The following is a 20,874-nucleotide window of genomic DNA, read 5'->3' as shown; positions in this document are numbered from 1 at the left end:
AAGCGGAGTGTACTTTTGTACATGAGCATTCCAAGCCTGTTTTTACGCAGCAGGGCCGACACGCAGCAGATCGTAAATCAGAGCACGACGCTCGGCAGCCACAGCGAGATGGCTGGAATGTAGGTCACGGCCATCAGCACCATGAACAGCGCGGCGTAGAAGGGCAGCAGTGCCTTCACGGTGTTCTCGATGGTGACCTTGCCGATTGCAGCGCCAACGAAGAGTACCGCACCTACCGGTGGCGTGATCAGTCCAATACCTAGGTTGACCAGCATGATCATGCCGAAGTGTACCGGGTCTACACCGAAGGAGGTCACCACCGGCAACAGGATCGGGGTGAGGATCAGGATCAGCGGCGCCATGTCCATCAGCGTGCCCAGGGCCAGCAGCATGAAGTTGACGCACATCAGGATCACGTAGCGGTTGTCCGAGAAGGTCAGGAACGCGGTGGTGATCTTCGATGGGATCTGCATCAGGGTCATGATGTAGCCGAACGCGGCAGCGAAGGCGATGAGGATCATCACGATCGACAGCGTGCGCACCGTGCGGTGCAGCATCTTCGGCAGTTCACTCCACTTGTAGTCGCGGTAGATGAACATGGTCACGAAGAAGGCCCAGATCACCGAGACGGCAGCCGACTCGGTGGCAGTGAACACGCCTGAGAGAATGCCGCCGAGGATGATGACCATGGTCATCAGGCCCCACAGTGCTTCCACTCAGATCTTCAGCGCCTGGCGCAGCGGAATCACTTCGCCCTTGGGGTAGTTGCGCTTCTTGGCGAACCACAGGCAGGCGCTGCAGGGCCATGTGAGAGCTCCCGTGGCAGCGCAGATCCTGCCTGCACCGGCGACCTTGGCGGTCGGCCGCGAAGGTCTTGCGCATCTGCTGTAGGAAGATGTGGCCGGCGAAGTGGTGGTCTGCAGTTTCGATACGGTGGCGCAAGGCGTGTTGGCCGAGGCGCTCAGCCGTGGTCTGCGCATTCCACAAGATCTTGCCGTGATGGGGTTCGGCGACCTGTCCAGCGCCGCCCATACCCATCCGCCGCTTTCCACCGTGCGAGTGGACGGGCCGCGTATCGGCTGTGCCATCGCCGATGCGCTGCTGGCGCGTATTGCCGAGCCGGCCGCTGCGCGTCAGCCGCTGCGCCTGGACGTGGGGTTCGAGCTGATCGAACGCGGCAGCGCCTGATCAGGCCAGGCGCAGGTGGTTGTCCCACAAGCCGGCCGGTAGCTGCAGGGCGTTGGTGACGATGCGCTCGCCGCGGCAATCGTACAGGCGACAACGGCCCTGACCCGAGGTCACGACGAAACCGTCGGCAACCGCGCCAACGCCTGCACAGTCCGGCAATGGCACATCCAGGCGCACCTGGGCGCTGTCCAGATCCCAGATGAAGAAGCGATTGCCGCGTGGTGCGGTCAACGCCAGCAGGCGCAGTTCGTCGTGAATGGCCACGCTGGCGGTGTACTGGTTCATGGCCACGCGTTGCGTCTCGCCCAGAGGAAAAGGCTGGAACGGCTGGCCGGGGCGCTTGATCGCCAGTAGCGGCACCTGATCATGCAGATCGCCCATGTATTGCTGGCCGCTGACCACCGTGCCGTCACGCGCGACAGCCAGGTGGCGGATGCTGTTCTGCTGGTCGGCCAGATACTCCTGGCTGACCAGGCTGCCGTCGCGCTGCATCAGCACCAGGCTGGCCTGCATGGCATCGAGATTCATGTCGACGCGACTTTCCGCTTCGGTGCGGATGCCGCCGTTGGCCACCACCAGGGTTTCGCCATCGGGCATCCACAGCAGTTGGTGCGGGCCTACGCCGTGGCTGCTGTGTTCAGCCGCGCGCAGCAACTGCTCACCCTGCAGGCGATAAACGCCAATGACGCCACGGCCTGGCTCGGTGGTGTCGTTCTCGGTGGCGTACAGCCACTCGCCGCCCTTGTGGAATACCGCGTGGCCGTTGAAATGACGCCCGGCCGGCGAGCTCAGCGTATGCAGCAGGCGGCCGTCGCGGGTGTCGATCAGGTAGCTCTCGGTGCTCGGCCGGCGACCGACGAACAGGGCCATCGGCAGGGCGGGGTGCGGCACCACATCGTGGCAGCGTTCGTTCACTGGTGTGGCGAAGGCGCGCTGACCATCGAGGCGATAGCCGACGGCGTAGTGGTTGCCGTCGCCGTCGTCACGGGCTGACAAGAGCAACGGCTGGCCGGATGGGCCGAACAGCGTCCAGCCACCGAAGGCGCCCGCCGCCGCCAGGCTGGCAGCGGCTGCACTGAGGCCGAGGAAGGCTCTGCGTTGCATGCTCAATCCCCGTCGTGGGCATTGAAGCCGATCTGCACGTCGAGCGCCTTGGCCAGTTCGCTTTCCTGCAGGCGGTGCAGGCGATTGAGGCTGTCGTACAGCTCGTTCAGGGCGGTGCGCCCAGCTTCATCGGCGAGCAGCTCACCCAGGGGACTGTCGAGTGCGGCCAGGCGCTGACGGGTGTCCTGGTAAGCGGCGTCGATGCGTTTTGCCAGGTCGGCCTGGTCGTCGCCCAGCAGCGACTGGATACCGTCACGGTTGCTGCCGTGCCACAGCCGTTCGGCACTGGCCAGTGCGGCGCCCTGGTTGGCCAGGCTGCCGGCACTGCGCCAGGCTTCGGCCTGATAGGGCTGGGCGATACCCTTGCTCTGCCGGCCCATCGGCGCGCCGAGTTTCTTCTTCAGGCCATCCAGGGCGCTGACCTGCACGCGCAACAGCTCGGCGATCGCTTCGTTGGCGTCGGCGTAGCGCTCGTTGGGGAATGTCTTCAGCTGTTCGGCCATGCCAGATTTGGCCTGCCATTCGCCGACGATCTGCGCCGCAAGTGCCTGCTGGTGTTTGCCGATGGCTTGCAGCAGTGGGCAATAGCGCGCTTTCTGTTCAGGCTGGGCGAGGTCCAGGTTGGGGTCGAAGAGAATGTATTCGTAGGCGGTCAGGCCCTGAACCACCACGCTGGCATTGGACAGGTCATCCGCACTCAGCTGCGGCTTGTTCTTCAGCAATGCTTCGACCTGGCGCTGCACCAGGTTCTTCTTGTCCGGCCAGAACTGGATTTGCCAGGCGCGGTTGCCTTCGGCCAGCGGCCCGACCAGCAACGGCTGCAAGCCGGCCCAGGCACTTTGGGCGCCGAGAAAGGCCTGGCGGGCGGTGCTCAGATCGGCGTTACCGGCGCAGAAGGCTTCGGCATTCACGGCCAACTGGCGGTCGGTCTCCTGCCAGCTGCTGTAGGCCGGCAACAGCACGCCATCGGTCAGCGCCGCGCTGACCTTGGCTTTCGGGTCCTGCTGGCCGCAGCCGACCAGGGCCAGGCCGAGCAGAGAGGCGATCAGGGTTTTGTGCAACATCGCAGGCTCCTTAAAGAGAATTCAGGAAGGCGAGCAGCGCTGCTCGCTCATCGCTATCGAAACGCAGCACCTGCTGCTTGGCCGCTTCGGCCTCGCCACCGTGCCAGAGAATGGCTTCCAGCAGGTTACGGGCACGGCCGTCATGCAGGAACTGAGTATGGCCATTGACCGTTTGCGTCAAACCAATGCCCCACAGCGGCGCCGTGCGCCATTCACGACCGTTGGCGAGGAACTCTTCGCGGCCATCGGCCAGCCCCTCGCCCATGTCGTGCAGCAGCAGGTCCGTATAAGGCCGGATCAGTTGGCTGGCCAGTTCCGGCTCGGCGGCATCGGCCGATGTGGTGAAACTGGGAGTGTGGCACTTCTGGCAACCGGCCTGGTGGAACAGGCTCTTGCCCTTGAGCACGTCAGGCGAGTCGACGTCACGCCGTGCCGGCACGCCCAGGTTACGGCTGTAGAACAGCACGCTGGCGAGAATGTTGTCGCTGACTTCCGGTTCGCCGCCATGGGGCGCGGCCAGGCAATCGGTTTGCGCCGTGGTGCAGTTGTCGTGAGGGATCAGCGAGCTGGTCAGGCCCATGTCATTGGCGAAGGCTTCGGCATTTTGCTGATTGAGGTTGGGTTGGCCAGCCTTCCAGCCGAAGCGGCCGAGCACGCTACGTTGCAGCTGTCGATCCCAGACGATGTTGGGGCGCCCGGAAATACCGTCACCATCGGCGTCATCCGGATCGGCACTGGCCAGAATGGCGTCCTCGGCAATGGCCTCGAGCAGGCCGAGGCCGATCATCGGCGGGGCGATACGCGTGGAGAACAGGGTATCCGGATGCATGGCGCCATAGCCCAGCTGGCTGATCTGCAGCTCGGGCTTGCGCAGCTCCACCAGGGTGCCATCGGCAAAACGCACCGGCACACTGCTGTAGATCACGCGTACCTTGCCTTCGGGGGCAACACCGGGGTTGGCCATGTCCTGCATCTGGGTGCCGTAGGTAGGCTCGGCGACCACGCCCTGGTGGATCAGCATCTCGGCATGCTCCGGGCCGGCCGGTATCGACAGACGCACCAGCATCGAGGTGGCGCTGACCGCATCTGGCCCCGGTGGATGGCCGCGACCATCCTTGATATGGCAGTTCTGGCAGGCATTGGTATTGAACAGCGGGCCCAGGCCATCGCGTGCTGTGGTGGTGGCTGGCGCCGTGACCCAGGGATTACGGAAGAAGCTGTTGCCCACGGCGAAATCCAGGCGACGGCTGGGTGCGAGGTTCGCCGAAGGCAGGGAGAAGGCGTTTTGATCGAACTTGCGTACCGTCGCCGCACCGGCCGAGAGATGTTCGCCAGGCTCTGCCAGGGTGAATTCAGGCTGCTGTTCGCAAGCGATCAAAGACAGGGTCAGAAAGGGCAGCAGGCAGCGCTGGAGCGGCGACATCGAGGAACAATCCGAACTGGCAGGGAAGCGGGGCGCCAAGATTAGCAGGCTAACGGAATTTAAATAAGATGGATTAGCGTTATCTAGACGCGGCCAGAGGTCGCGGGGTATGCCGGCATCATTACTTCCCTGCCATCAGCTTCTTCGATTATCTATGCAGTGGCTGCGGCTTCAGAGAGTGGTGCTGATTGAGAGCAAGAACGTTCAAGACCTCCCTGGGGCGTTTGGCTAAGATCGCCTGCCCAAGGAGGTTCCATGTCCCGTCATCACGAATTCACCCAAGGCGCCCGCGATATGCTGCCGATGCTGCTCGGCGCCATTCCCTTCGGCATCATCTTCGGCAGCCTGGCTGGTGCTGCAGGGCTCGATGTCTGGCAAACACTGGGTATGTCCGCGCTGGTGTTCGCCGGCTCTGCACAGTTCATCGCCATCAGCCTGTTGGCTGGTGGCGCCGGTATCGCCGTGGTTCTGCTGACCACTCTGGTGGTCAATCTGCGCCATGCCTTGTACAGCGCCAGCATGCAGCCCCACGTCCGCCATCTGCCCAAGCGCTGGCGCGTGCCGTTGGCCTTCGGCCTGACCGATGAGGCCTATGCGGTGGTGGTGCAGCGCTATGCGCGGGGTGACCAGGGCACCTACCGCCATTGGTACTTTCTCGGCGCGGCCCTGGCCATGTACTGCAACTGGCAGCTGTGCACGCTGGTCGGCGTGCTGTTCGGCCAGGCGGTGCCAAATATCGGTGAGTGGGGGCTGGATTTCGCCATGCTGGCGACCTTCATCGGCATCGTCGTGCCGATGTTACGTAACCAACCACAAGTGGCGGCCGCCCTGGTGGCGGGCGCCGTGGCGCTGGCGTGTCATGCCTTGCCCTACAAGCTTGGGCTGATGGCGGCTGCGGCCAGTGGCATCGTCGTCGGCGTGTGGTTGGAGCGGCGCAATCCGGCGCTGCAGGAGGAGTTGGTCTGATGGATATCTGGTTGCTGATTCTGGGCATGCTGGCGATCACCTTCATCACCCGCTACAGCCTGTTTGCGTTCCCTGACCTGCGCTTTCCGCCGCTGATCAGGCAGGGGCTGCATTACGTGCCGACTGCGGTACTGACGGCCATCGTTGTGCCCGGCATGCTCATACCGGACGGGCAGAGCTGGGCGCTGAGCTGGAACAATGCCTATCTGCTGGCGGGTGTGGTGGCCATCGCCATCGCTGCTTGCACGCGGCATCTGCTGGCGACCATCGGTGGTGGATTGCTGGTGTTCTTCCTGCTGCGCTGGGCGTTCGGGCAACTGCCTATCTGAGTGGCGCGGAACTGGCCTGGTGCGCATGGTGCACCCTAGCCGGGTAGACCGTTGCAAAGCCGCTATACCAGCGCGCTGACCTTCAGATCGCGCTGGCTCAAGCGCAGGTAGTGTTGGTCAGCCTTGAGCAGTAGCGCGTGGTCGTCGACGCTCAGTTCTTCATGAGCATGACCTTCGGCCTGGCTGCGGTAGAGGCTTTCACCGGGGCGGCGGCGCAGGCATTGGTAGCGCTGCTGGCGTGGTTCCACCTTGAAGCTGAGCATGTCGATATAGGCGACCTGCATCTCATCACTCTGCCCGGTCTCCAGCGCACTGCGTTGCAGGGCTGGGGTGTGGATGAAGGGCGAGGCCGAGAGCATGACATGTTGGCATTGCTGCAGATCGGGACGCGGTACGCCATCGAGCAGCCAGTTGCCGCACAGATCACGCTGCAGGCAGAGGTTGCGCTGGCCGTGGTTGTCGACCTTGAGACAGAGGCGACGGAAGCGCCAGCGCGCGTCGCAATCGATCAGGTAGTTGGCAACGATGCTGTTGCCCTTGATGACCTGCATGAGGTGGCTGGTGGCGTGAATGCCATTGGCATCCTGACTCAGACGCAGCGTTTCCACGCCGGGGGTGTGCCTGGGTTTCCAGACCAAGGTCTGCTGCATCGGTCGACTCCATGCCGAGCGCGAAACAGGAGGGAAGGGCGCTTGCGCGCAGAGCACATTCCCTCGTGCTCCATGTTTGTTGTGGCGCGCAGCATAAAGCGACAGCGATGTGATGTCTGTCAGCTTTTGCTGACAGTTGCGCAGGTTTTTGCGCTATAGATTCAGGCTTTCGGCTTCAGCGGTTGCTGTTCGAACTTCACGCCGTCCAGGCCATGCACCATCAGCGCGCGGATGTTGCCGTGGTCGCTGCCTTGCGGCGTGGCCAGCACGCTGCGGTAGTGCTCGCCGAAGGCACGCAGCGCTTCGTCCTTGCTCAAGCCTTCCAACAGGGCCAGACCCAGAGTCTTGCAGGAGCCTTCGTTCTGGCCCGCGGCGTTTTCCACGTCGCCATTGCGGAAGGCGCTGGGCTGATAGTCATAGTGCGCGGCGACGAAGGCCAGGGTTTCACTGAAGGCGTAGTCGTCCTGCTGCAGGCGGCTGCGCAGTTCTCTCAGGGCGGTCATTCATGCTTTCCTTTGGCAAATGCGGCTTGCTGTTCGGCGGAGGCTTCTTTCTGATATTTGGCTTTCCAGTCGGCATAGGGCATGCCGTATACGGTCTCGCGAGCCTGGTCGGCGCTGACCTCGATACCGAGGTCGTCGGCAGCGGCCTTGTACCATTTGGACAGGCAGTTGCGGCAGAAACCGGCCAGGTTCATCAGCTCGATGTTCTGCACGTCAGGACGGCTGCGCAGATGCTGCACCAGTGCGCGAAAGGCTGCAGCTTCCAGTTCGAGGCGTTCTTGCTCGGTCATGGTGGGCTCTCCGGTATTAGGTGGCGGCGATGATAAGAGCCTTGCTGGAGAGCGACAAGCCGCTGTCAGCGATGGCCGGCCAGGGTGATGGATACCGACTCGGCGAAACGCAGGGCATGCGGTTTGTCCACTTCCACTTCGGCATAACGCACGGCCTGATGGGTCATCACCAGGTCGAGGATTTCCTGGGTCAGGCGCTCGAGCAGGGCGAAGCGATTGCCTTCGACATGGGCGATGATCGCCTTGGTGATGGTGCGGTAGTTCAGCGCATGCTCGATGTCGTTGACCTCTACCGCATCGACGGCGGGGTAGAGGATGGTTAGGTTGATCAACACGTCCTGCTTGTTGTTGATCTCTTCTTCCTTGATGCCGATGTAGGTGCGCAGGCGCAGGTCCTTGACGCGGATGCGCGCCATTCCGGGTTCCAGTCGCGGCATTAGTTGTTCCGTCCGATCAGTTGCAGGAATTCGTGGCGAGTGTTGCAGGACTCGCGGAAGGCGCCAAGCATCACCGAGCTGCTCATCACCGAATTCTGCTTCTCCACGCCACGCATCATCATGCACATGTGCTTGGCCTCGATCACCACCGCGACGCCAGCGGCGTTGGTCACCTGCTGGATCGCATCGGCGATCTGCTTGGTGAGGTTTTCCTGGATCTGCAGGCGCCGCGCGTACATGTCGACGATGCGCGCCACCTTGGACAGCCCGAGCACCTTGCCGGTGGGGATGTAGGCGACATGCGCCTTGCCGATGAAGGGCAGCAGGTGGTGTTCGCACAGCGAGTACAGCTCGATGTCCTTGACGATCACCATCTCGTCATTGTCGGACTCGAACAGTGCGCCGTTGACGATCTCGTCCAGTGACTGCTGGTAGCCATGACACAGATACTGCATGGCCTTGGCCGCGCGTTTGGGCGTATCGAGCAGACCCTCGCGCTCCGGGTTTTCACCGAGGCCTACGAGAATCTCGCGGTATTGCTGGGAAAGAGGTTGGCTCATGGCAGTGTCCTGAGCAGCCGCTTCACTTGAGGTGGCGGCCGCCGTTGAGGGTAAGGGTCGTTCCGGTTACGTAGGAGTTGTCCAGCAAATAGCGCAGTGTCTGGTAGAAGGGCTGCGGGCCGGGTTCTATGCCCAGCGCCGATTTGGCCAAGGTCTTGGTGCGGTAGGCGTCGTCATCACCATCGTTGAACATCAGCAGTGCTGGCGCGATGGTGTTGACCTTGATGCGTGGAGCAAAACGCGCGGCGAACGACAGTGTCAGGCTTTCCAGGCCCGCCTTGCTGGCGCAGTAGGCGGGGCGATTGGCGCTGCCCTTGCGCACCACGTCGTCACTCACATGCACGATGTCGGCGTGATTCGACTGCAGCAACAGCTCGCTGCAATGCAGGTTGATCAGATACGGCGCGAGCATGTGCACGCTGAACAGCTGGCGAAAGGCATCGGCTTCTTCGCCGGGTGTTTCGGCCTGCCACTGCGAGGCGTTGTGCACGATCGCGCGCAGGCCATTGCACTGCAACTTGACCTGTTCGATGAACGCCATGATGCCGCTCTCATTGCTGAAATCCGCCTGCAGAGCGATGGCACCGCGCTCACGCAGCCGCGCAATGTCGTCGCGGTTCTGGCGGTAGCTGATGATCACCGGCTGGCCTTCGTCGAGCAGGCGTTCGGCGCAGTAGAGGCCGACCCTCTGGCCGGCGCCGGTGATCAGGATGGGGAAGCTGGCAGCGCTCATGTGCAACTCGTGAGAAAGAAATGAAGGCCTGGCTCGTACCGCCTCGGGATACCTGACCAGTGGCAGGCGCTACTCACCAGACCGTGGATAAAGCTATACCAGAGCTGCAGGTTGTACAACCCTGTGCGACATGTGGTTTTGCTATCAGGCTGAGTGGATTTGCCTATTTTGCTGAGTTTTAAGGGTTTTTACTGAGGAGGTGGGGAAGGGGTTTTTGTACTTTACCTGTACGAATTACTGTTTTTGTACAGATATTGGCTGCTTGTACAACGAAATCGGCCAGCACGAGGCTGGCCGATTGGTAGAAGTGGATGCTTTCAGGGCTTGCCGATGCTGGCGGCTCGCCTGCTCAGGCGCTGCGGATGGTTATCTTGTAGCCAGGGTTCCAGCAGGCGAGTGGAAAGCGGGATGAACCAGTAGGTCATCAGTGGCGTCAAGGCCAGCGTCGACAGCAGCACGCGGGTGACCAGCGAAAGGTCGGCGAGCCAGGGGCCGAACAGCAGGTTGAAGGCCAGGGACACCGGAAAGAACGCCAGCCAGATCGCCACGCTCTGCTTCCAGCGCGGAGCCTGTCGATGGGCGCTGCCGAACCAGGCGTCAAGGCCGACTGCACGCTTCTCCTGCGGTTGGGCAAACAGGCCCGCACCCCGCTGCAGCCAGGCCTGGCGTGAGGCTGAGTGCTCCCAGGAAGCCATGGTCTGTTCGTCGCTGAAGCGGAAAACGATCTGAAACTCATCGTCATCGGCGGGCGGTGCCAGCACGCCGGAGCCGAGATAGCCCGGAAAGTCGGTTGCCAGGTGTTCGCCTTCACGCAGCCAGGCGATGAAGTCGTGATAACGACCATTGGCGACGCGGCGCGCCACCATCAGGGTTACGGGGGACATTGTGTATCTCCTCGAGTATTGCCGTCAGCCGGGGTGTGGCGTAGGGCGCGATCAAGCACGGGGTGGTGTGCTCGACGAAAATTGCAGCAAGGATTATTCCCGTTTCGTGAAAATTAGCCAGCCCCGCCTGACAAGGGGCTCCAGACGGGTTAAAGGAGAAACCTTGGGCGGGATTTGCACCATTCAAGGGCATGGGCTGTGTGCTATGGTTCGGTGAAGGGCGCCAGGCATGGATAAACATCGCGCTTGAGGCTGCCGTTATCCTTGTTGTTGTGCTTGGTATGGTTTTGTACATATCTTGCACAATGCCAGTGAGCAGTTGCTGGGTTACAATTGCCCAATATTCGTTGCCGTGATGCCCGAAGCCATGCCCGAACTCGCCTCCGTCACATCGCTCGCGTCCAGCGCTTTGAAACAGGAAGAGCTGTTCCCCATTCGCGAGGTTTCCCGCCTTACCGGTGTCAATCCGGTCACCCTGCGTGCCTGGGAGCGGCGTTACGGCCTGATTCAGCCGACACGGACCGATAGCGGCCATCGCCTGTATTCGCAGGCCGACATCGACGCGGTGCGCAGCATCCTCGCCTGGATCGAGCGTGGCGTCGCGGTCAGCAAGGTCGGTTCGATCCTGGCCAAGAGCGCCAGCAGTCGCAGCGTCGCTACGCCCGCCTACAACGACGTCGTCAGTGACGACTGGAGTCAGTGGCAGGATCAACTGCGCAGCGCGCTGCAGAACTTCGATGAGTCTCGTCTTGAGCGTGTGTACGGGCAGATTTTCTCCTGCTATCCGCTGCCGGTGGTGTTCCAGGATATTTTCATGCCGGTTTGGCAGGAACTGCTGCTGCGTCAGGACGAAGTCGGTCAGCGCGGCGAGTGGCTGATGCTCGACGGCTTCCTGCGTGGGCGCTGCTGGCAGCGTCTGCAATTGGGGCGTGATGATTCGCGTGAGCGCGTGCTGCTGGTGGCGCTACCTGGCCACTGCCGGGAACTGGAGTTGCTGGTTGCAGCGTTGCTGCTGGGCAATCAGGACGTCGACGTGTCGGTGATGGGGCCAGGCGTACCCATGACCGATCTGGCCCTGGTCTGTGAACGCATGCAGCCCCAGGCGCTGGTGGTCTTCAGCAACCAGCCGCCAGGCGAGGAGTTCCCGCGGCAACTGGCGCGCCTGGCGCTGGGTCTGGAGTGTCCGCTGCTGTTGGCCGGTGACAGTGCCGATCTGGCGGAGGAAAGTCTGGCCGGTTCGCCCATTGCTTGCCTGGGTAATGAGGGACGCCTGATGCAGCGTCGTATGCAGCAGTTTCTGGCTGGCCATCTCGATACCTGAGGTGGTCCAGGCTACTGAGCTTCAGCTGACTGCTGCGGTCTGCGACTGTTGTTCGCTGTGCTGTTCGAACAGGTACTGACGCAGAGTTTGCTCATCTTCCGTATGTAGCGTCTGCAGGCTGTAAGCGTAACGCTTCTGGCTGACGCGTCTTGCGAGCCGCGCGCGCAATTGAACGCGGCGCTCCTGGGGCAAAAGCAGTTGCAGCAACTGATCCTTGGCCGGCGTGCCTGTTTTGCTGTATTCCACCAGGATTCCATTGTTCGATAGCTCCAGCGCCTTCAGGCCACTGGGCTGGTCGCTGTCGTCCAGCAGTGCTAATGCCGTGGGCAGGACAAGACGCCATGGGCGTTCGCTTACCCCTTGTTCGAAGATCAGCGGGGCGCCCAGCTCCAGGCGTGACTGACTGTGGTCGTCTTGGATCAGGTGCAGGGGGAAGCTCAGATGCTGATTGTCGGTATGCGTATCCAGGCTTAGCTGTTCTTCGTTGCCCAGGCGAGCCAGCAGCTCACTGAGTCGTTTGCCCAGAGCCAATGACGGCGCTGCGTCAGGGCGCCGCTTTTGCGGAGGTTTGAAGAGGATCTTCTGGATGAAATCCAGTTCGTCCTGAGTCAGCAGCGGATCGCTTTGCATGGGATGATACTGCACGGGTTCAAACCCATCTGACTGCGCTGACGAAGGATAGTTTTATCCGTTCGTCAGCTTTTCAGGCGCGCCAGCTCGGCCTTCAACTCGGCGACCTCTGCCTCCAGCTCACGCACCCGCTGCTTGGCTTCGACCTGTTCGGTAACATCCTTCTGGATACCGATGTAGTAGGTCAGCTGGTCGCTTTCGTTCAGCACCGGAGTGATCGATAGCTCGTTCCAGAACGCGCTGCCATCCTTGCGGTAGTTACGAATGATCTGTCGGCAGGGCTTGTTCGCCTTGACCGCTTCGCGAATGGCCTGCAGGCCGAGTTGTGCACGGTCAGTGCCCTGCAGGAAACGGCAATCCTGGTAGAGGATGTCATCGCAGGGGTAGCCGGTCAGGCGCTCGAATGCCGCGTTGGCGTAGATCAGAATATTGTCTTCGCCCTCCTGCTCGGCCACCACGATCCCATCGTTGGAGGCGTCGACTACCAGTTGCAGCAGTTTGGCATTGATCATGAGTCCGGTTCCGCGATGGTTATGGGCTGCATTCTAAAACATCGGGTCGGGCTGTCCACTTGCGGCATAATGCGCGGCGTTTTTCCTGTTTCCGGAGTTGTCATGAAAGTCGCCATTCTCTCGGGCTCGGTCTACGGTACGGCCGAGGAAGTCGCTCGCCACGCCGAGCGTCAGCTCAAGGCCGCCGGGCTGGATGCCTGGCACAAAGCGAACGTGAGCCTCGAGGAGCTGCTGGCCTTCGCGCCGGACGCCTTCCTTACCGTCACGTCCACCACTGGCATGGGTGAGCTGCCGGACAACCTGCTGCCGCTGTACAGCGAAATCAGAGACCGTTTGCCGGCCTGGAGCGGCAAACCGGCTGCGGTGCTGGCGCTGGGCGACTCCAGCTATGACACCTTCTGTGGTGGCGGTGAACTGATGCGTGAGTTGTATGCCGAGCTGGGCCTGCGCGAAGTGGTGGAAATGCTGCGCCTGGACTCCAGCGAAACCGTCACGCCTGAAACCGATGCCGAACCCTGGCTGCAAGCCTTCGTGGCGGCGCTGAAGGCCTGACGTGCCCCAATACCCCGAGCTGGTTTGACCGGCGATAAAAGCGGCGAATACCTGCCTATCGCACCGCGGCGCGTCAGCGCCGTGACCCGCAAAGCCATCAAGATGGCTGCCAGGGCAACTACCGCCAGCGACGCGCCTGGCTAGACTGCGGACACCACCGACCAACAAGAATATCGAGGTGACCGCCGTGAATGCTCCGCTGAAACTCCCTGCCGTGAAGAATCTGGTTTCCGAGGCCGAATGGCGTGCACGCGTCGACCTCGCCGCCTGCTACCGGCTGATCGCCCTCTATGGCTGGGATGATCTGATCTTCACCCATATCTCTGCCAAGGTACCGGGTACGGAAGATTTCCTGATCAACCCCTATGGCCTGATGTTCCACGAAATCACGGCGTCGAGCCTGGTCAAGGTCGACCTGGCGGGCAACAAGCTGATGGACAGCCCGTTCGACATCAACCCGGCCGGTTACACCATTCACAGCGCCGTGCACGAGGTGCGCCACGATGTCGGCTGCGTGCTGCACATTCACACCCCGGCGGGCATCGCCGTGTCGGCGCAGAAGCAGGGCTTGCTGCCCCTGTCGCAGCAATCGCTGTTCGTCCTCGCCAGCCTGGCCTACCACGGCTATGAAGGGGTGGCGCTGAATCATGACGAGAAGGCGCGGCTGCAGGCGGACCTGGGCGACAAGAATTTCATGATCCTGCCCAACCATGGGTTGCTCACTGCTTTCGGCGGCATCGCCGACGCCTTCCTCGGCATGTTCATCCTGCAGCGTGCCTGTGAGATCCAGGTCATGGCGCAGAGCGGCGGTGCCGAGCTGATCCATATTCCGCAGCAGATTCTCGACGGTGCGCGGGCGATGATCGCCGGTGTGATGAAAACGCCACAGGGCATGGGGGGCTCGCTGCCTTGGCCGGCGCTGCTGCGCAAGCTGGACCAGCAGATGCCGGGTTACGATCAGTGAACGGGCTGCCAGGCATCGCCCTGGATGATTGGCGCGCGCAAAGCCAGGCTTTTCACTTTCGTGGTCACACGATCCGTTACTGGGCCGCTGGAGACACGCAAGCCCAGCCTCTGCTGCTGATTCACGGCTTTCCCAGCGCCAGCTGGGACTGGCATCGCCTGTGGACGCCACTGGCCGAGCGTTACCGGGTTATCGCCTGCGACATGCTTGGCTTCGGTTACTCGGCCAAGCCGCGTGGGCATGCCTATAGCCTGCTGGAACAGGCCGATCTGCAGCAGGCACTGCTGGCCCATCTCGGCGAACAGCGCCCGGTGCATGTGCTGGCTCACGACTATGGTGACAGCGTTGCCCAGGAGCTGATCGCGCGGCATCAGGAGAGGCAACTGCAGCTGGCGGGTTGTGTGTTCCTCAGCGGCGGTCTGTTCCCCGAAACCCATCATCCGGTGCGGGTGCAGAAGTTGCTGCTCGGGCCGCTTGGTCCGCTGATCGGGCGGTTGTTCTCACGGCGCAAGCTGGCACAGAGTTTCGCCCGCATCTTCGGCCCGCACACCCAGGCCAGCGAAGCCGAACTGGATGCCCTGTGGCAACTGGTGGCGTACAACAACGGCCCGGCGGTGATGCATCGTCTGATTCGCTACATGCCCGAGCGGCGCCAGCAACGGCAGCGCTGGGTCACGGCGATGCAGGCCACGACGCTGCCGATGCGGGTGATCGATGGCGCCTTCGATCCCATCTCCGGTGCGCATATGGTGGCGCGCTACCGTGAGCTGATCAGTGACCCGGATACGGTGCTGCTCGACGGCATTGGTCACTATCCACAACTCGAAGCGCCGGCGGCGGTACTCGAACATTATCTGCAGTTTCGCAGCACAAGGAGCCCACATGCGTAGACGTACCCTGCTCAAAGGCGCAGCACTGACCAGCGCCGCCGCCCTCGGCGCCGGTTACTGGGCCTTGCCGACTGGCCCGCAGCCCGCGGCCGTCAGTCTGCAGGGTGCGCGCCAGGTGCTGGCTGACTTGCAGGGCAAGACACTACGCAGCGTGCGAGGCTGGAGCCCGAGCCAAGTGTTCAACCACTGTGCGCAGAGCATCGACTATTCCATCGACGGTTACCCCGAGCTGAGGCCAGTCTGGTTCCGCCACAGCCTGGGGCCGGCCGCATTCGCCGTATTCAGCGCGCGCGGTGCCATGCGTCATCCACTGGATGAGGTCATTCCCGGCGCGGCGCCTCTGCTTGAACCGGCCAGCCAGGCCGAGGCCTTGCAGCGCCTGCAGATAGCGTTCGAGCGGTTCGCCAGCCATGCCGGTGAATTGCAGCCACATTTCGCCTACGGTGCACTGAACCATGCCGAGTACGGCCAGGCGCACGTCATGCACCTGTACAACCACCTCAGCCTGATTCGCCTCGCCTGAGGCGCGTATAAGGTCGCATTATCGCTTGTCATTCAGCGCCTGCGCGCGCCTTGTGCCGTCTGCAGGGCTGCCTGACACTCGGGGTATTCGCAATCTGCCTAGGAGCCTGTCGATGAGCGATGCCATCCGTTTCGAAGATCAAGTAGTCATAGTTACCGGTGCTGGCGGTGGCCTGGGCCGCGCCCATGCACTGCTGTTCGCTCGTCATGGCGCCAAGGTGGTGGTCAACGATCTCGGCGGTAGCACCCATGGTGAAGGGGCCAACGCTTCAGCGGCCGACAAGGTGGTGGAAGAGATTCGCGCCTTCGGTGGTACTGCAGTGGCCAACCATGACTCGGTCACCGATGGCGACAAGATCGTGCAGACGGCGCTGGATCATTTCGGCCGTATCGATGTGCTGGTCAACAATGCCGGCATTCTGCGCGACAAGAGCTTCCACAAGATGGAGGACGCTGACTGGGATCTGGTCTACAGGGTCCATGTCGAAGGCGCCTACAAGACTACTCATGCAGCCTGGCCTCATTTGCGCGAGCAGAACTTCGGCCGGGTCATCTTCACTTCGTCCACGTCAGGGATCTACGGCAATTTCGGCCAGAGCAACTACGGCATGGCCAAGCTCGGCCTGTACGGTCTGACGCGCACCCTGGCCATCGAAGGGCGCAAGAACAACATCCTGGTCAACGCCATTGCCCCGACCGGTGCCACGCGCATGACCGAAGGATTGATCCCGCCGCAGGTGTTCGAACAGCTCAAGCCCGAACTGGTCAGCCCGCTGGTGGTGTACCTCGGCAGCGCCGCCTGTCAGGACACCGGCGGCCTGTACGAAGTCGGCGGTGGCTGGGTGGGCAAGGTGCGCTGGGAGCGCAGCCTGGGCGCGGGCTTCGATCCCAAGGCCGGTTTCAGTCCCGAGGATGTCGCGGCGCAGTGGCAACGTATCTGCGATTTCGAGGGTGCTGCGCACCCGGCCGACAACGTCGAGGCGCTCAAGGAAATGATGGCGAACCTGCAGAAGTACGCGCTCTAGACCACATGCGAGCGCTGAAAGGCCGGTAGCGATCAGGCAACGCGGTGTTTCGTGGTCCGGCTCCGGGGCGAGGCTTGGCCAGGCCATGCAGCTCTGGTTCGCGGCGGGGCGCCGCTCCTACACAGTCGGTATATCGACGCTTGGCTTTTTGTTGAGTAGTACTCGGCTGTTACCTGTCGGAAGAAATAGGGGCGAATAATGGCGTTCCTTCCACCTACCTTCAGGAGACGATCATGGCTGCCAAGAAGATTCTCATGCTGGTCGGCGACTACGCCGAGGACTACGAAACCATGGTGCCGTTCCAGGCGCTGCAGATGGTTGGCCATACCGTGCATGCGGTCTGCCCGGACAAGGTGACCGGGCAGACGGTACGCACCGCCATCCACGATTTCGAGGGCGACCAGACCTACAGCGAAAAGCCCGGCCACAACTTCGCCCTCAACTATGACTTCGCCAAGGTGCGTGCCGACGATTACGACGCGCTGCTGGTACCCGGTGGCCGTGCGCCCGAGTACCTGCGCCTGAACGCCGATGTCATTGCCTTGGTCAAGGCGTTCGCGGCGGCTGACAAGCCCATCGCTGCCGTCTGCCACGGTGCCCAGTTGCTGGCGGCAGCAGGGGTGCTGGAGGGACGTGAATGCAGCGCCTATCCTGCTTGTGCGCCGGAAGTGGCGCTGGCCGGTGGCAAGTATGTGGAAATCCCGGTGGACCAGGCGCACGTACAGGGCAAGCTGGTCAGCGCGCCGGCCTGGCCTGCGCATCCGGCCTGGCTGGCGGCGTTTCTCAAGGTGCTGGGGACTGAAATCCGCTTGTGAGCAGCCGGAGCCCGGATGCAATCCGGGCGCATCATCGCCGGCATTCACGCATTGACTGTACCGGGCTATGGCGCGAGCAAGACGTAGGGCGGGTGCAACCCGCCAGTCCATACGTGGCGGGTTGCACCCGCCCTACCTTTCAGGAGCACGACCGATGTGCGAACTCTATGTGAAGGCCGATCCGATTCTCTACGAGTCGCGCTCACGCTCGTTGCGCATCCGCGGTGTGGTCACCACGTTGCGTCTGGAAAATCAGTTCTGGGACATCCTGCGCGAAATCGCCGAAGTCGATGGCATGACCACCAACCAGCTAATCGCCAAGCTGCATGACGAAGTCATGGATTTTCGCGGCGAAGTGGTCAATTTCGCCTCGTTCCTGCGTGTCAGCTGCACCCGCTACCTGGCACAGAAGGCCGGGCGTCAGGTGCCGCTGAGAGTGGTTGGGGCCAGCGGCTGAATCACTGGTACATCCAGAAGTTCGGGTGTTCCTGCACGTTCGCGGTGGCCGGCTGCTGGCTCGGTTGGGATTGCTGGAAGAAACGTTTGATCAGGCTCATGCGAAGTTACTCCTGTAGCGGCTGTTGAACAGGCGTGCATGATTGGATAAACGCTTCGATTGATGAAACGGATTGTCTCTATCTTGATGATTGGGTATGGCTATAAATGATCATTGAGGCTCGCGATCACTCAAGCAAGGCTGCCGGGACGTCGGGGTAAGCGCACGCTGACCCGCAGGCCGCCGAGCGGCGACTCATCAAGGGCGATACTGCCCTGATGCAATTCAACGACGCGGCGCACGATGGACAATCCCAGCCCGGCGCCCTGGCCTTCACCAACACGGAAGAAGCGCTCGAACAAGCGCTCGCGCAACTCCGCTGGCACACCTGGGCCACTGTCGAGTACCTGCAGCAGCAGGTCCTGAGTGGTGGCCTGCAGCTGTACCTGAATGCAGCCGCCCACCGGTGTGTACTGCACGGCATTGCTCACCAGGTTCTGCAGCAGGATACCCAGGCTGGGGGCATCCGCCGGCAGGTGGTAGTCGCCTGGTTCCTCAGCGTCGAGAATCAGCTCCTGGCCGCGATTGAGCGCCAGTGGTGTCAGTTCGGCCAACTCGCCACGCAGGAAGGCCAGCAGGTCGAGGTGGTCCATGTTCAGGCGGATGCCGTTGGGATCGAGGCGTGCCAGCGTCAGCAGTTGCGCGACTACGCGGGTGGCGCGGTCGACACCGCTGCCCAATTGCCTCAGCGCCTCTTCACGGTCGCCGGCATCCGGTGCTTCCAGTGCGTTCTGCGCATGAATGCGCAGCACCGCCAGCGGCGTACGCAGCTCGTGGGCGGCATCGGCGATGAAGCGCTTTTCCTGTTCCAGCAACTGGTTGACCTGCATCAGCAGGCGATTGAGCGCGGCGGCCATCGGCTCCAGTTCGTTGGGCAGGGGCGGAAAGACCAGCGGCGCCAGGTTGTCCGGGGCGCGGCCGCGGATGGCATCGGCCATGCGCTTGAGCGGATACAGGCCCCAACCCACGGTCAGCCACAACAGCAGACCGACGATGGGCAGGCCGATCAGCAGCGGTTGCAGGCTGCGTCGGGCGATCTTGCCGATCAACTCGCCGCGTACGTCCTCGCGCTCGCCCGCCAGTACCCAGTGGTAGTCGCGGCTGTCATGCAGGACGAACACCCGCCAGTTGTGCTCGCCGATGGTCAGGTTGTGGTAACCGATCAGGTAGCGAGCCAGCTGCGCCAGGCGTTCGCGCATCGGTTGGTCATCATTGGGCAGAGCCAGGCCAAGCTGCTGGATCATGTCGTTGAGCAGGCCGGGTGGCGCGCTGGCAGACTGGAACAGTAGCTCGCCATCGTCGTCGAGCATCTGGAAGGCCAGCTTGCCTTCGTATTCGTGCCCGAACAGGTTCTCCGGATTGCGCGAGCTGTGCAGCAGCAGGGCTTCATCGAGCACTGCCTGCATCTCACGGCGCTCGGTCTCGCTGAGGTCGTGGCGTACCAGGCCCATGAGCAGGCGGGCGGTCTGCGCCAGCTGCGCATCGAACAGCTCGCGTACTTCATGCACCGAGTCGTTGTAGATCTTGTGGCTGATTAACCCGAAGCTGGCCGCTACCAGCAGTAGCAGCAAGGCGAGCAGACGAGTGCGGATGGAGCCGAAGGTTTTCAGCAACCTCATTTGTCCACCAGATAACCGACGCCGCGTACCGTGCGGATCAGTTCCGGGAAGAATTTCTTGCGCAGGTGGTGCACGTGCACTTCCAGGGCGTTGCTTTCCACTTCCTTATCCCAGCCGTACAGCGCCTGTTGCAGCTTGTCGCGAGTCAGTACGCGGCCGGGCTGGATCAGCAACTCGTGCAGCAAGAGGAATTCCTTGCGTGGCAGGTTGATGGTCTGGCCCTGGTATTCGACCACCTGGCTGGCCGGGTCGAGGCTGATACCGCGGTACTCCAGCGCCGGTTGCGGGCGTTGGAAGCTGCGCCGCAGCAAAGCGCGTAGACGCGCCTTGAGCTCGGCGACGTCGAAAGGTTTGATCAGGTAGTCGTCGGCACCGGCATCGAGCCCGGCGATGCGGTCGCTGGTGGCATCACGCGCGGTCAGTATCAGCACCGGCACCGGGTTGGCGTTGGCGCGCAGGTGCTTGAGCACCTGCAGGCCGTCCATGCGCGGCAGGCCGAGGTCGAGAATGGCCAGCTCGAAACTCTCGTGGCTCAGCGCATGCAGCGCGCTGGCGCCGTCCTGCAGCCAGTCCACGGTGTAGCCTTCGGGTTTCAGCGCGGTGCGAATGCCTTCGCCCAGGGCCTGATCGTCTTCGACGAGAAGAATGCGCATGGCAACTCCTGTAGGGATGCGTCCGAGTTACTGGAGTTTACTCTCGACTTGCTGCAAAAGCGCCGTGGCTTCTGCGCGGCGACCCTTGTCAGCCAGTTCGCGGCCAGGACGATCCTTGGCTGCCAGGGCTTTCTCCAGGGCGGCGCGGGCCTCCTCGTAGCGTTTCTGCCGCTGCAGGAAGTCGCCATAGAAGTAATTCGGGTCGAGGCCGTCCGGGTTGATGGCCAGGGCCTGGGTAAGCATCTTCTCGGCCTTCTCGTCATCGCCGAAGCCGATCGGCCAACCCGGAACCTGGTAGTACAGGCTACCGAGGCTGGTGTAGGCCGAGCCGGCCAGGGCTTGCGGATCGATGGCCAGGGCCTGTTCCAGGCTGGCCTTGGCTTCCTTGACCAGGCCCAGGGCGCCAAGACCGCCCTTGGCGCCGGCCTCGGTGCTGAGGATGATGCCGCGCCAGATCAGCAGCTCCGGTGCCTTGGGCTCGCTGGCTAGCGCGGCGTCGGCCTGCGTGACGAGCTTGGCGAAGGCCTCTTCACGCTGCTTCTCCGGCGTCTGGTAGTTGATCTCTGCCCAGCGTGTTTGCAACTGATGCAACTGAGCCTGACCGTTGTCACTGAGGGCGAAGGCGGGCAGGGCGGTGAAGCCGAGGGCGGCGATGATCAGGGTGCGAAATGCGTTCACGGGAAA

Annotated in this window: 25 protein-coding genes and 2 pseudogenes; 11 read left to right on the top strand and 16 right to left on the bottom strand. The window is 62.4% G+C overall.

The genetic code is table 11. From position 1 onward, the window contains the following. Nucleotides 1–77: 77 nt before the first annotated feature. Nucleotides 78–791: pseudogene (locus tag PSOLE_RS11310) on the bottom strand (TRAP transporter large permease); the annotation flags it as partial. Between the two features lie 4 nt (nt 792–795). Here PSOLE_RS11310 and PSOLE_RS11305 point away from each other — a divergent pair. Next, nucleotides 796–1,188, top strand: a pseudogene (locus PSOLE_RS11305) (substrate-binding domain-containing protein); the annotation flags it as partial. Here PSOLE_RS11305 and PSOLE_RS11300 read toward each other — a convergent pair. The 3 genes from PSOLE_RS11300 to PSOLE_RS11290 are packed head-to-tail and all read right to left on the bottom strand — an operon-like array spanning nt 1,189 to nt 4,779. Continuing rightward, nucleotides 1,189–2,292, bottom strand: coding sequence for a DUF1513 domain-containing protein (locus PSOLE_RS11300; protein ID WP_074856221.1), 1,104 nt, complete (start codon nt 2,290–2,292; stop codon nt 1,189–1,191). It abuts the pseudogene before it with no gap. Between the two features lie 2 nt (nt 2,293–2,294). Next, nucleotides 2,295–3,356: an imelysin family protein gene (locus tag PSOLE_RS11295; RefSeq protein WP_074856222.1), complete on the bottom strand. Its 1,062-nt coding sequence runs from the start codon at nt 3,354–3,356 to the stop codon at nt 2,295–2,297. 10 nt (nt 3,357–3,366) lie between these two features. Then, a complete protein-coding gene (locus PSOLE_RS11290) occupies nt 3,367–4,779 on the bottom strand; it encodes a di-heme oxidoreductase family protein (protein WP_074856224.1) in 1,413 nt (470 codons plus the stop codon). A gap of 255 nt (nt 4,780–5,034) precedes the next feature. Here PSOLE_RS11290 and PSOLE_RS11285 point away from each other — a divergent pair, with 255 nt between their 5' ends. Continuing rightward, nucleotides 5,035–5,745, top strand: a complete 711-nt coding sequence (locus tag PSOLE_RS11285) for an AzlC family ABC transporter permease (RefSeq protein ID WP_074856226.1) — start codon at nt 5,035–5,037, stop codon at nt 5,743–5,745. Beyond that, a complete protein-coding gene (locus PSOLE_RS11280; protein WP_074856228.1) occupies nt 5,745–6,074 on the top strand; it encodes an AzlD domain-containing protein in 330 nt (109 codons plus the stop codon). The genes PSOLE_RS11285 and PSOLE_RS11280 overlap by 1 nt, the downstream gene beginning before the upstream one ends. A gap of 62 nt (nt 6,075–6,136) precedes the next feature. Here the strand turns inward: PSOLE_RS11280 and PSOLE_RS11275 are convergent, their stop codons facing one another. From PSOLE_RS11275 to PSOLE_RS11245, 7 genes are all read right to left on the bottom strand, one after another. Next, nucleotides 6,137–6,724, bottom strand: a complete 588-nt coding sequence (locus PSOLE_RS11275) for a putative glycolipid-binding domain-containing protein (protein ID WP_074856230.1) — start codon at nt 6,722–6,724, stop codon at nt 6,137–6,139. 161 nt (nt 6,725–6,885) lie between these two features. Continuing rightward, nucleotides 6,886–7,227 (bottom strand): HopJ type III effector protein, encoded by a 342-nt coding sequence (locus tag PSOLE_RS11270; RefSeq protein ID WP_074856232.1) that lies wholly within the window; start codon nt 7,225–7,227, stop codon nt 6,886–6,888. Continuing rightward, nucleotides 7,224–7,517: a DUF1244 domain-containing protein gene (locus tag PSOLE_RS11265; RefSeq protein ID WP_074856234.1), complete on the bottom strand. Its 294-nt coding sequence runs from the start codon at nt 7,515–7,517 to the stop codon at nt 7,224–7,226. The genes PSOLE_RS11270 and PSOLE_RS11265 overlap by 4 nt, the downstream gene beginning before the upstream one ends. A gap of 65 nt (nt 7,518–7,582) precedes the next feature. Then, nucleotides 7,583–7,954, bottom strand: a complete 372-nt coding sequence (folX, locus tag PSOLE_RS11260) for a dihydroneopterin triphosphate 2'-epimerase (protein ID WP_003462464.1) — start codon at nt 7,952–7,954, stop codon at nt 7,583–7,585. Then, on the bottom strand, nt 7,954–8,514 hold the full coding sequence (folE, locus tag PSOLE_RS11255; protein ID WP_003462453.1) for a GTP cyclohydrolase I FolE: 561 nt from the start codon (nt 8,512–8,514) through the stop codon (nt 7,954–7,956). The genes folX and folE overlap by 1 nt, the downstream gene beginning before the upstream one ends. Before the next feature lie 22 nt (nt 8,515–8,536). Further along, complete coding sequence (gene folM, locus PSOLE_RS11250; protein WP_074856236.1) at nt 8,537–9,247, bottom strand: dihydromonapterin reductase; 711 nt, start codon at nt 9,245–9,247, stop codon at nt 8,537–8,539. A gap of 317 nt (nt 9,248–9,564) precedes the next feature. Beyond that, complete coding sequence (locus tag PSOLE_RS11245) at nt 9,565–10,131, bottom strand: antibiotic biosynthesis monooxygenase (RefSeq protein ID WP_074856238.1); 567 nt, start codon at nt 10,129–10,131, stop codon at nt 9,565–9,567. A gap of 367 nt (nt 10,132–10,498) precedes the next feature. On the opposite strand from PSOLE_RS11245, the gene PSOLE_RS11240 reads away from it, so the two are divergent. Then, the gene (locus tag PSOLE_RS11240) at nt 10,499–11,452 is read left to right on the top strand and encodes a MerR family transcriptional regulator (RefSeq protein WP_074856342.1); all 954 of its coding nucleotides are present in this window, start codon (nt 10,499–10,501) and stop codon (nt 11,450–11,452) included. 21 nt (nt 11,453–11,473) lie between these two features. On the opposite strand, the gene PSOLE_RS11235 is transcribed toward PSOLE_RS11240, so the two are convergent. Beyond that, nucleotides 11,474–12,082: a hypothetical protein gene (locus PSOLE_RS11235; protein ID WP_039964856.1), complete on the bottom strand. Its 609-nt coding sequence runs from the start codon at nt 12,080–12,082 to the stop codon at nt 11,474–11,476. Nucleotides 12,083–12,147: 65 nt separating this feature from the next. Beyond that, nucleotides 12,148–12,594, bottom strand: a complete 447-nt coding sequence (locus PSOLE_RS11230; protein WP_003462439.1) for a PAS sensor domain-containing protein — start codon at nt 12,592–12,594, stop codon at nt 12,148–12,150. Nucleotides 12,595–12,696: 102 nt separating this feature from the next. On the opposite strand from PSOLE_RS11230, the gene PSOLE_RS11225 reads away from it, so the two are divergent. From PSOLE_RS11225 to PSOLE_RS11195, 7 genes are all read left to right on the top strand, one after another. Beyond that, the gene (locus PSOLE_RS11225) at nt 12,697–13,146 is read left to right on the top strand and encodes a flavodoxin (protein ID WP_003462436.1); all 450 of its coding nucleotides are present in this window, start codon (nt 12,697–12,699) and stop codon (nt 13,144–13,146) included. 187 nt (nt 13,147–13,333) lie between these two features. Further along, nucleotides 13,334–14,110 (top strand): class II aldolase/adducin family protein, encoded by a 777-nt coding sequence (locus PSOLE_RS11220; RefSeq protein ID WP_003462432.1) that lies wholly within the window; start codon nt 13,334–13,336, stop codon nt 14,108–14,110. Further along, nucleotides 14,107–15,000 (top strand): alpha/beta fold hydrolase, encoded by an 894-nt coding sequence (locus PSOLE_RS11215; RefSeq protein WP_074856240.1) that lies wholly within the window; start codon nt 14,107–14,109, stop codon nt 14,998–15,000. The genes PSOLE_RS11220 and PSOLE_RS11215 overlap by 4 nt, the downstream gene beginning before the upstream one ends. Next, complete coding sequence (locus PSOLE_RS11210) at nt 14,993–15,523, top strand: DUF1569 domain-containing protein (protein WP_074856242.1); 531 nt, start codon at nt 14,993–14,995, stop codon at nt 15,521–15,523. The genes PSOLE_RS11215 and PSOLE_RS11210 overlap by 8 nt, the downstream gene beginning before the upstream one ends. A 112-nt stretch (nt 15,524–15,635) precedes the next feature. Continuing rightward, nucleotides 15,636–16,547, top strand: a complete 912-nt coding sequence (locus PSOLE_RS11205) for an SDR family oxidoreductase (protein WP_021490249.1) — start codon at nt 15,636–15,638, stop codon at nt 16,545–16,547. Nucleotides 16,548–16,780: 233 nt separating this feature from the next. After that, nucleotides 16,781–17,362 (top strand): DJ-1/PfpI family protein, encoded by a 582-nt coding sequence (locus tag PSOLE_RS11200; protein WP_074856244.1) that lies wholly within the window; start codon nt 16,781–16,783, stop codon nt 17,360–17,362. Between the two features lie 154 nt (nt 17,363–17,516). Then, nucleotides 17,517–17,819 carry a ribbon-helix-helix domain-containing protein gene (locus PSOLE_RS11195; RefSeq protein WP_017675012.1) on the top strand — a complete coding sequence of 101 codons (303 nt, stop codon included), beginning with the start codon at nt 17,517–17,519 and terminating at the stop codon, nt 17,817–17,819. A 230-nt stretch (nt 17,820–18,049) separates the two neighbouring features. Here PSOLE_RS11195 and PSOLE_RS11190 read toward each other — a convergent pair whose 3' ends face one another. From PSOLE_RS11190 to PSOLE_RS11180, 3 genes are read right to left on the bottom strand one after another with little or no spacing between them, the layout of a single operon-like run. Continuing rightward, complete coding sequence (locus PSOLE_RS11190) at nt 18,050–19,537, bottom strand: ATP-binding protein (protein ID WP_003462414.1); 1,488 nt, start codon at nt 19,535–19,537, stop codon at nt 18,050–18,052. Next, nucleotides 19,534–20,190, bottom strand: a complete 657-nt coding sequence (locus PSOLE_RS11185; protein WP_074856246.1) for a response regulator transcription factor — start codon at nt 20,188–20,190, stop codon at nt 19,534–19,536. Before PSOLE_RS11185 ends, PSOLE_RS11190 begins: the two co-directional genes overlap by 4 nt. 27 nt (nt 20,191–20,217) lie before the next feature. Continuing rightward, nucleotides 20,218–20,868 carry a tetratricopeptide repeat protein gene (locus PSOLE_RS11180; protein ID WP_074856248.1) on the bottom strand — a complete coding sequence of 217 codons (651 nt, stop codon included), beginning with the start codon at nt 20,866–20,868 and terminating at the stop codon, nt 20,218–20,220. Nucleotides 20,869–20,874 lie beyond the last annotated feature (6 nt).

Source organism: Pseudomonas oleovorans subsp. oleovorans, assembly GCF_002197815.1.
GTDB classification, from domain to species: Bacteria; Pseudomonadota; Gammaproteobacteria; order Pseudomonadales; family Pseudomonadaceae; genus Aquipseudomonas; species Aquipseudomonas oleovorans.
This window is presented reverse-complemented; position numbering and strand designations above follow the sequence as displayed.

Excerpts from the sequence above, each read along its gene's own strand:
- PSOLE_RS11300 (WP_074856221.1), bottom strand. The coding sequence starts at position 2,292 with ATGCAACGCAGAGCCTTCCTCGGCCTCAGTGCAGCCGCTGCCAGCCTG.
- PSOLE_RS11295 (WP_074856222.1), bottom strand. The coding sequence starts at position 3,356 with ATGTTGCACAAAACCCTGATCGCCTCTCTGCTCGGCCTGGCCCTGGTC.
- PSOLE_RS11290 (WP_074856224.1), bottom strand. The coding sequence starts at position 4,779 with ATGTCGCCGCTCCAGCGCTGCCTGCTGCCCTTTCTGACCCTGTCTTTG.
- PSOLE_RS11285 (WP_074856226.1), top strand. The coding sequence starts at position 5,035 with ATGTCCCGTCATCACGAATTCACCCAAGGCGCCCGCGATATGCTGCCG.
- PSOLE_RS11280 (WP_074856228.1), top strand. The coding sequence starts at position 5,745 with ATGGATATCTGGTTGCTGATTCTGGGCATGCTGGCGATCACCTTCATC.
- PSOLE_RS11275 (WP_074856230.1), bottom strand. The coding sequence starts at position 6,724 with ATGCAGCAGACCTTGGTCTGGAAACCCAGGCACACCCCCGGCGTGGAA.
- PSOLE_RS11270 (WP_074856232.1), bottom strand. The coding sequence starts at position 7,227 with ATGACCGCCCTGAGAGAACTGCGCAGCCGCCTGCAGCAGGACGACTAC.
- PSOLE_RS11265 (WP_074856234.1), bottom strand. The coding sequence starts at position 7,517 with ATGACCGAGCAAGAACGCCTCGAACTGGAAGCTGCAGCCTTTCGCGCA.
- folX (WP_003462464.1), bottom strand. The coding sequence starts at position 7,954 with ATGCCGCGACTGGAACCCGGAATGGCGCGCATCCGCGTCAAGGACCTG.
- folE (WP_003462453.1), bottom strand. The coding sequence starts at position 8,514 with ATGAGCCAACCTCTTTCCCAGCAATACCGCGAGATTCTCGTAGGCCTC.
- folM (WP_074856236.1), bottom strand. The coding sequence starts at position 9,247 with ATGAGCGCTGCCAGCTTCCCCATCCTGATCACCGGCGCCGGCCAGAGG.
- PSOLE_RS11245 (WP_074856238.1), bottom strand. The coding sequence starts at position 10,131 with ATGTCCCCCGTAACCCTGATGGTGGCGCGCCGCGTCGCCAATGGTCGT.
- PSOLE_RS11240 (WP_074856342.1), top strand. The coding sequence starts at position 10,499 with ATGCCCGAACTCGCCTCCGTCACATCGCTCGCGTCCAGCGCTTTGAAA.
- PSOLE_RS11235 (WP_039964856.1), bottom strand. The coding sequence starts at position 12,082 with ATGCAAAGCGATCCGCTGCTGACTCAGGACGAACTGGATTTCATCCAG.
- PSOLE_RS11230 (WP_003462439.1), bottom strand. The coding sequence starts at position 12,594 with ATGATCAATGCCAAACTGCTGCAACTGGTAGTCGACGCCTCCAACGAT.
- PSOLE_RS11225 (WP_003462436.1), top strand. The coding sequence starts at position 12,697 with ATGAAAGTCGCCATTCTCTCGGGCTCGGTCTACGGTACGGCCGAGGAA.
- PSOLE_RS11210 (WP_074856242.1), top strand. The coding sequence starts at position 14,993 with ATGCGTAGACGTACCCTGCTCAAAGGCGCAGCACTGACCAGCGCCGCC.
- PSOLE_RS11205 (WP_021490249.1), top strand. The coding sequence starts at position 15,636 with ATGAGCGATGCCATCCGTTTCGAAGATCAAGTAGTCATAGTTACCGGT.
- PSOLE_RS11200 (WP_074856244.1), top strand. The coding sequence starts at position 16,781 with ATGGCTGCCAAGAAGATTCTCATGCTGGTCGGCGACTACGCCGAGGAC.
- PSOLE_RS11195 (WP_017675012.1), top strand. The coding sequence starts at position 17,517 with ATGTGCGAACTCTATGTGAAGGCCGATCCGATTCTCTACGAGTCGCGC.
- PSOLE_RS11190 (WP_003462414.1), bottom strand. The coding sequence starts at position 19,537 with ATGAGGTTGCTGAAAACCTTCGGCTCCATCCGCACTCGTCTGCTCGCC.
- PSOLE_RS11185 (WP_074856246.1), bottom strand. The coding sequence starts at position 20,190 with ATGCGCATTCTTCTCGTCGAAGACGATCAGGCCCTGGGCGAAGGCATT.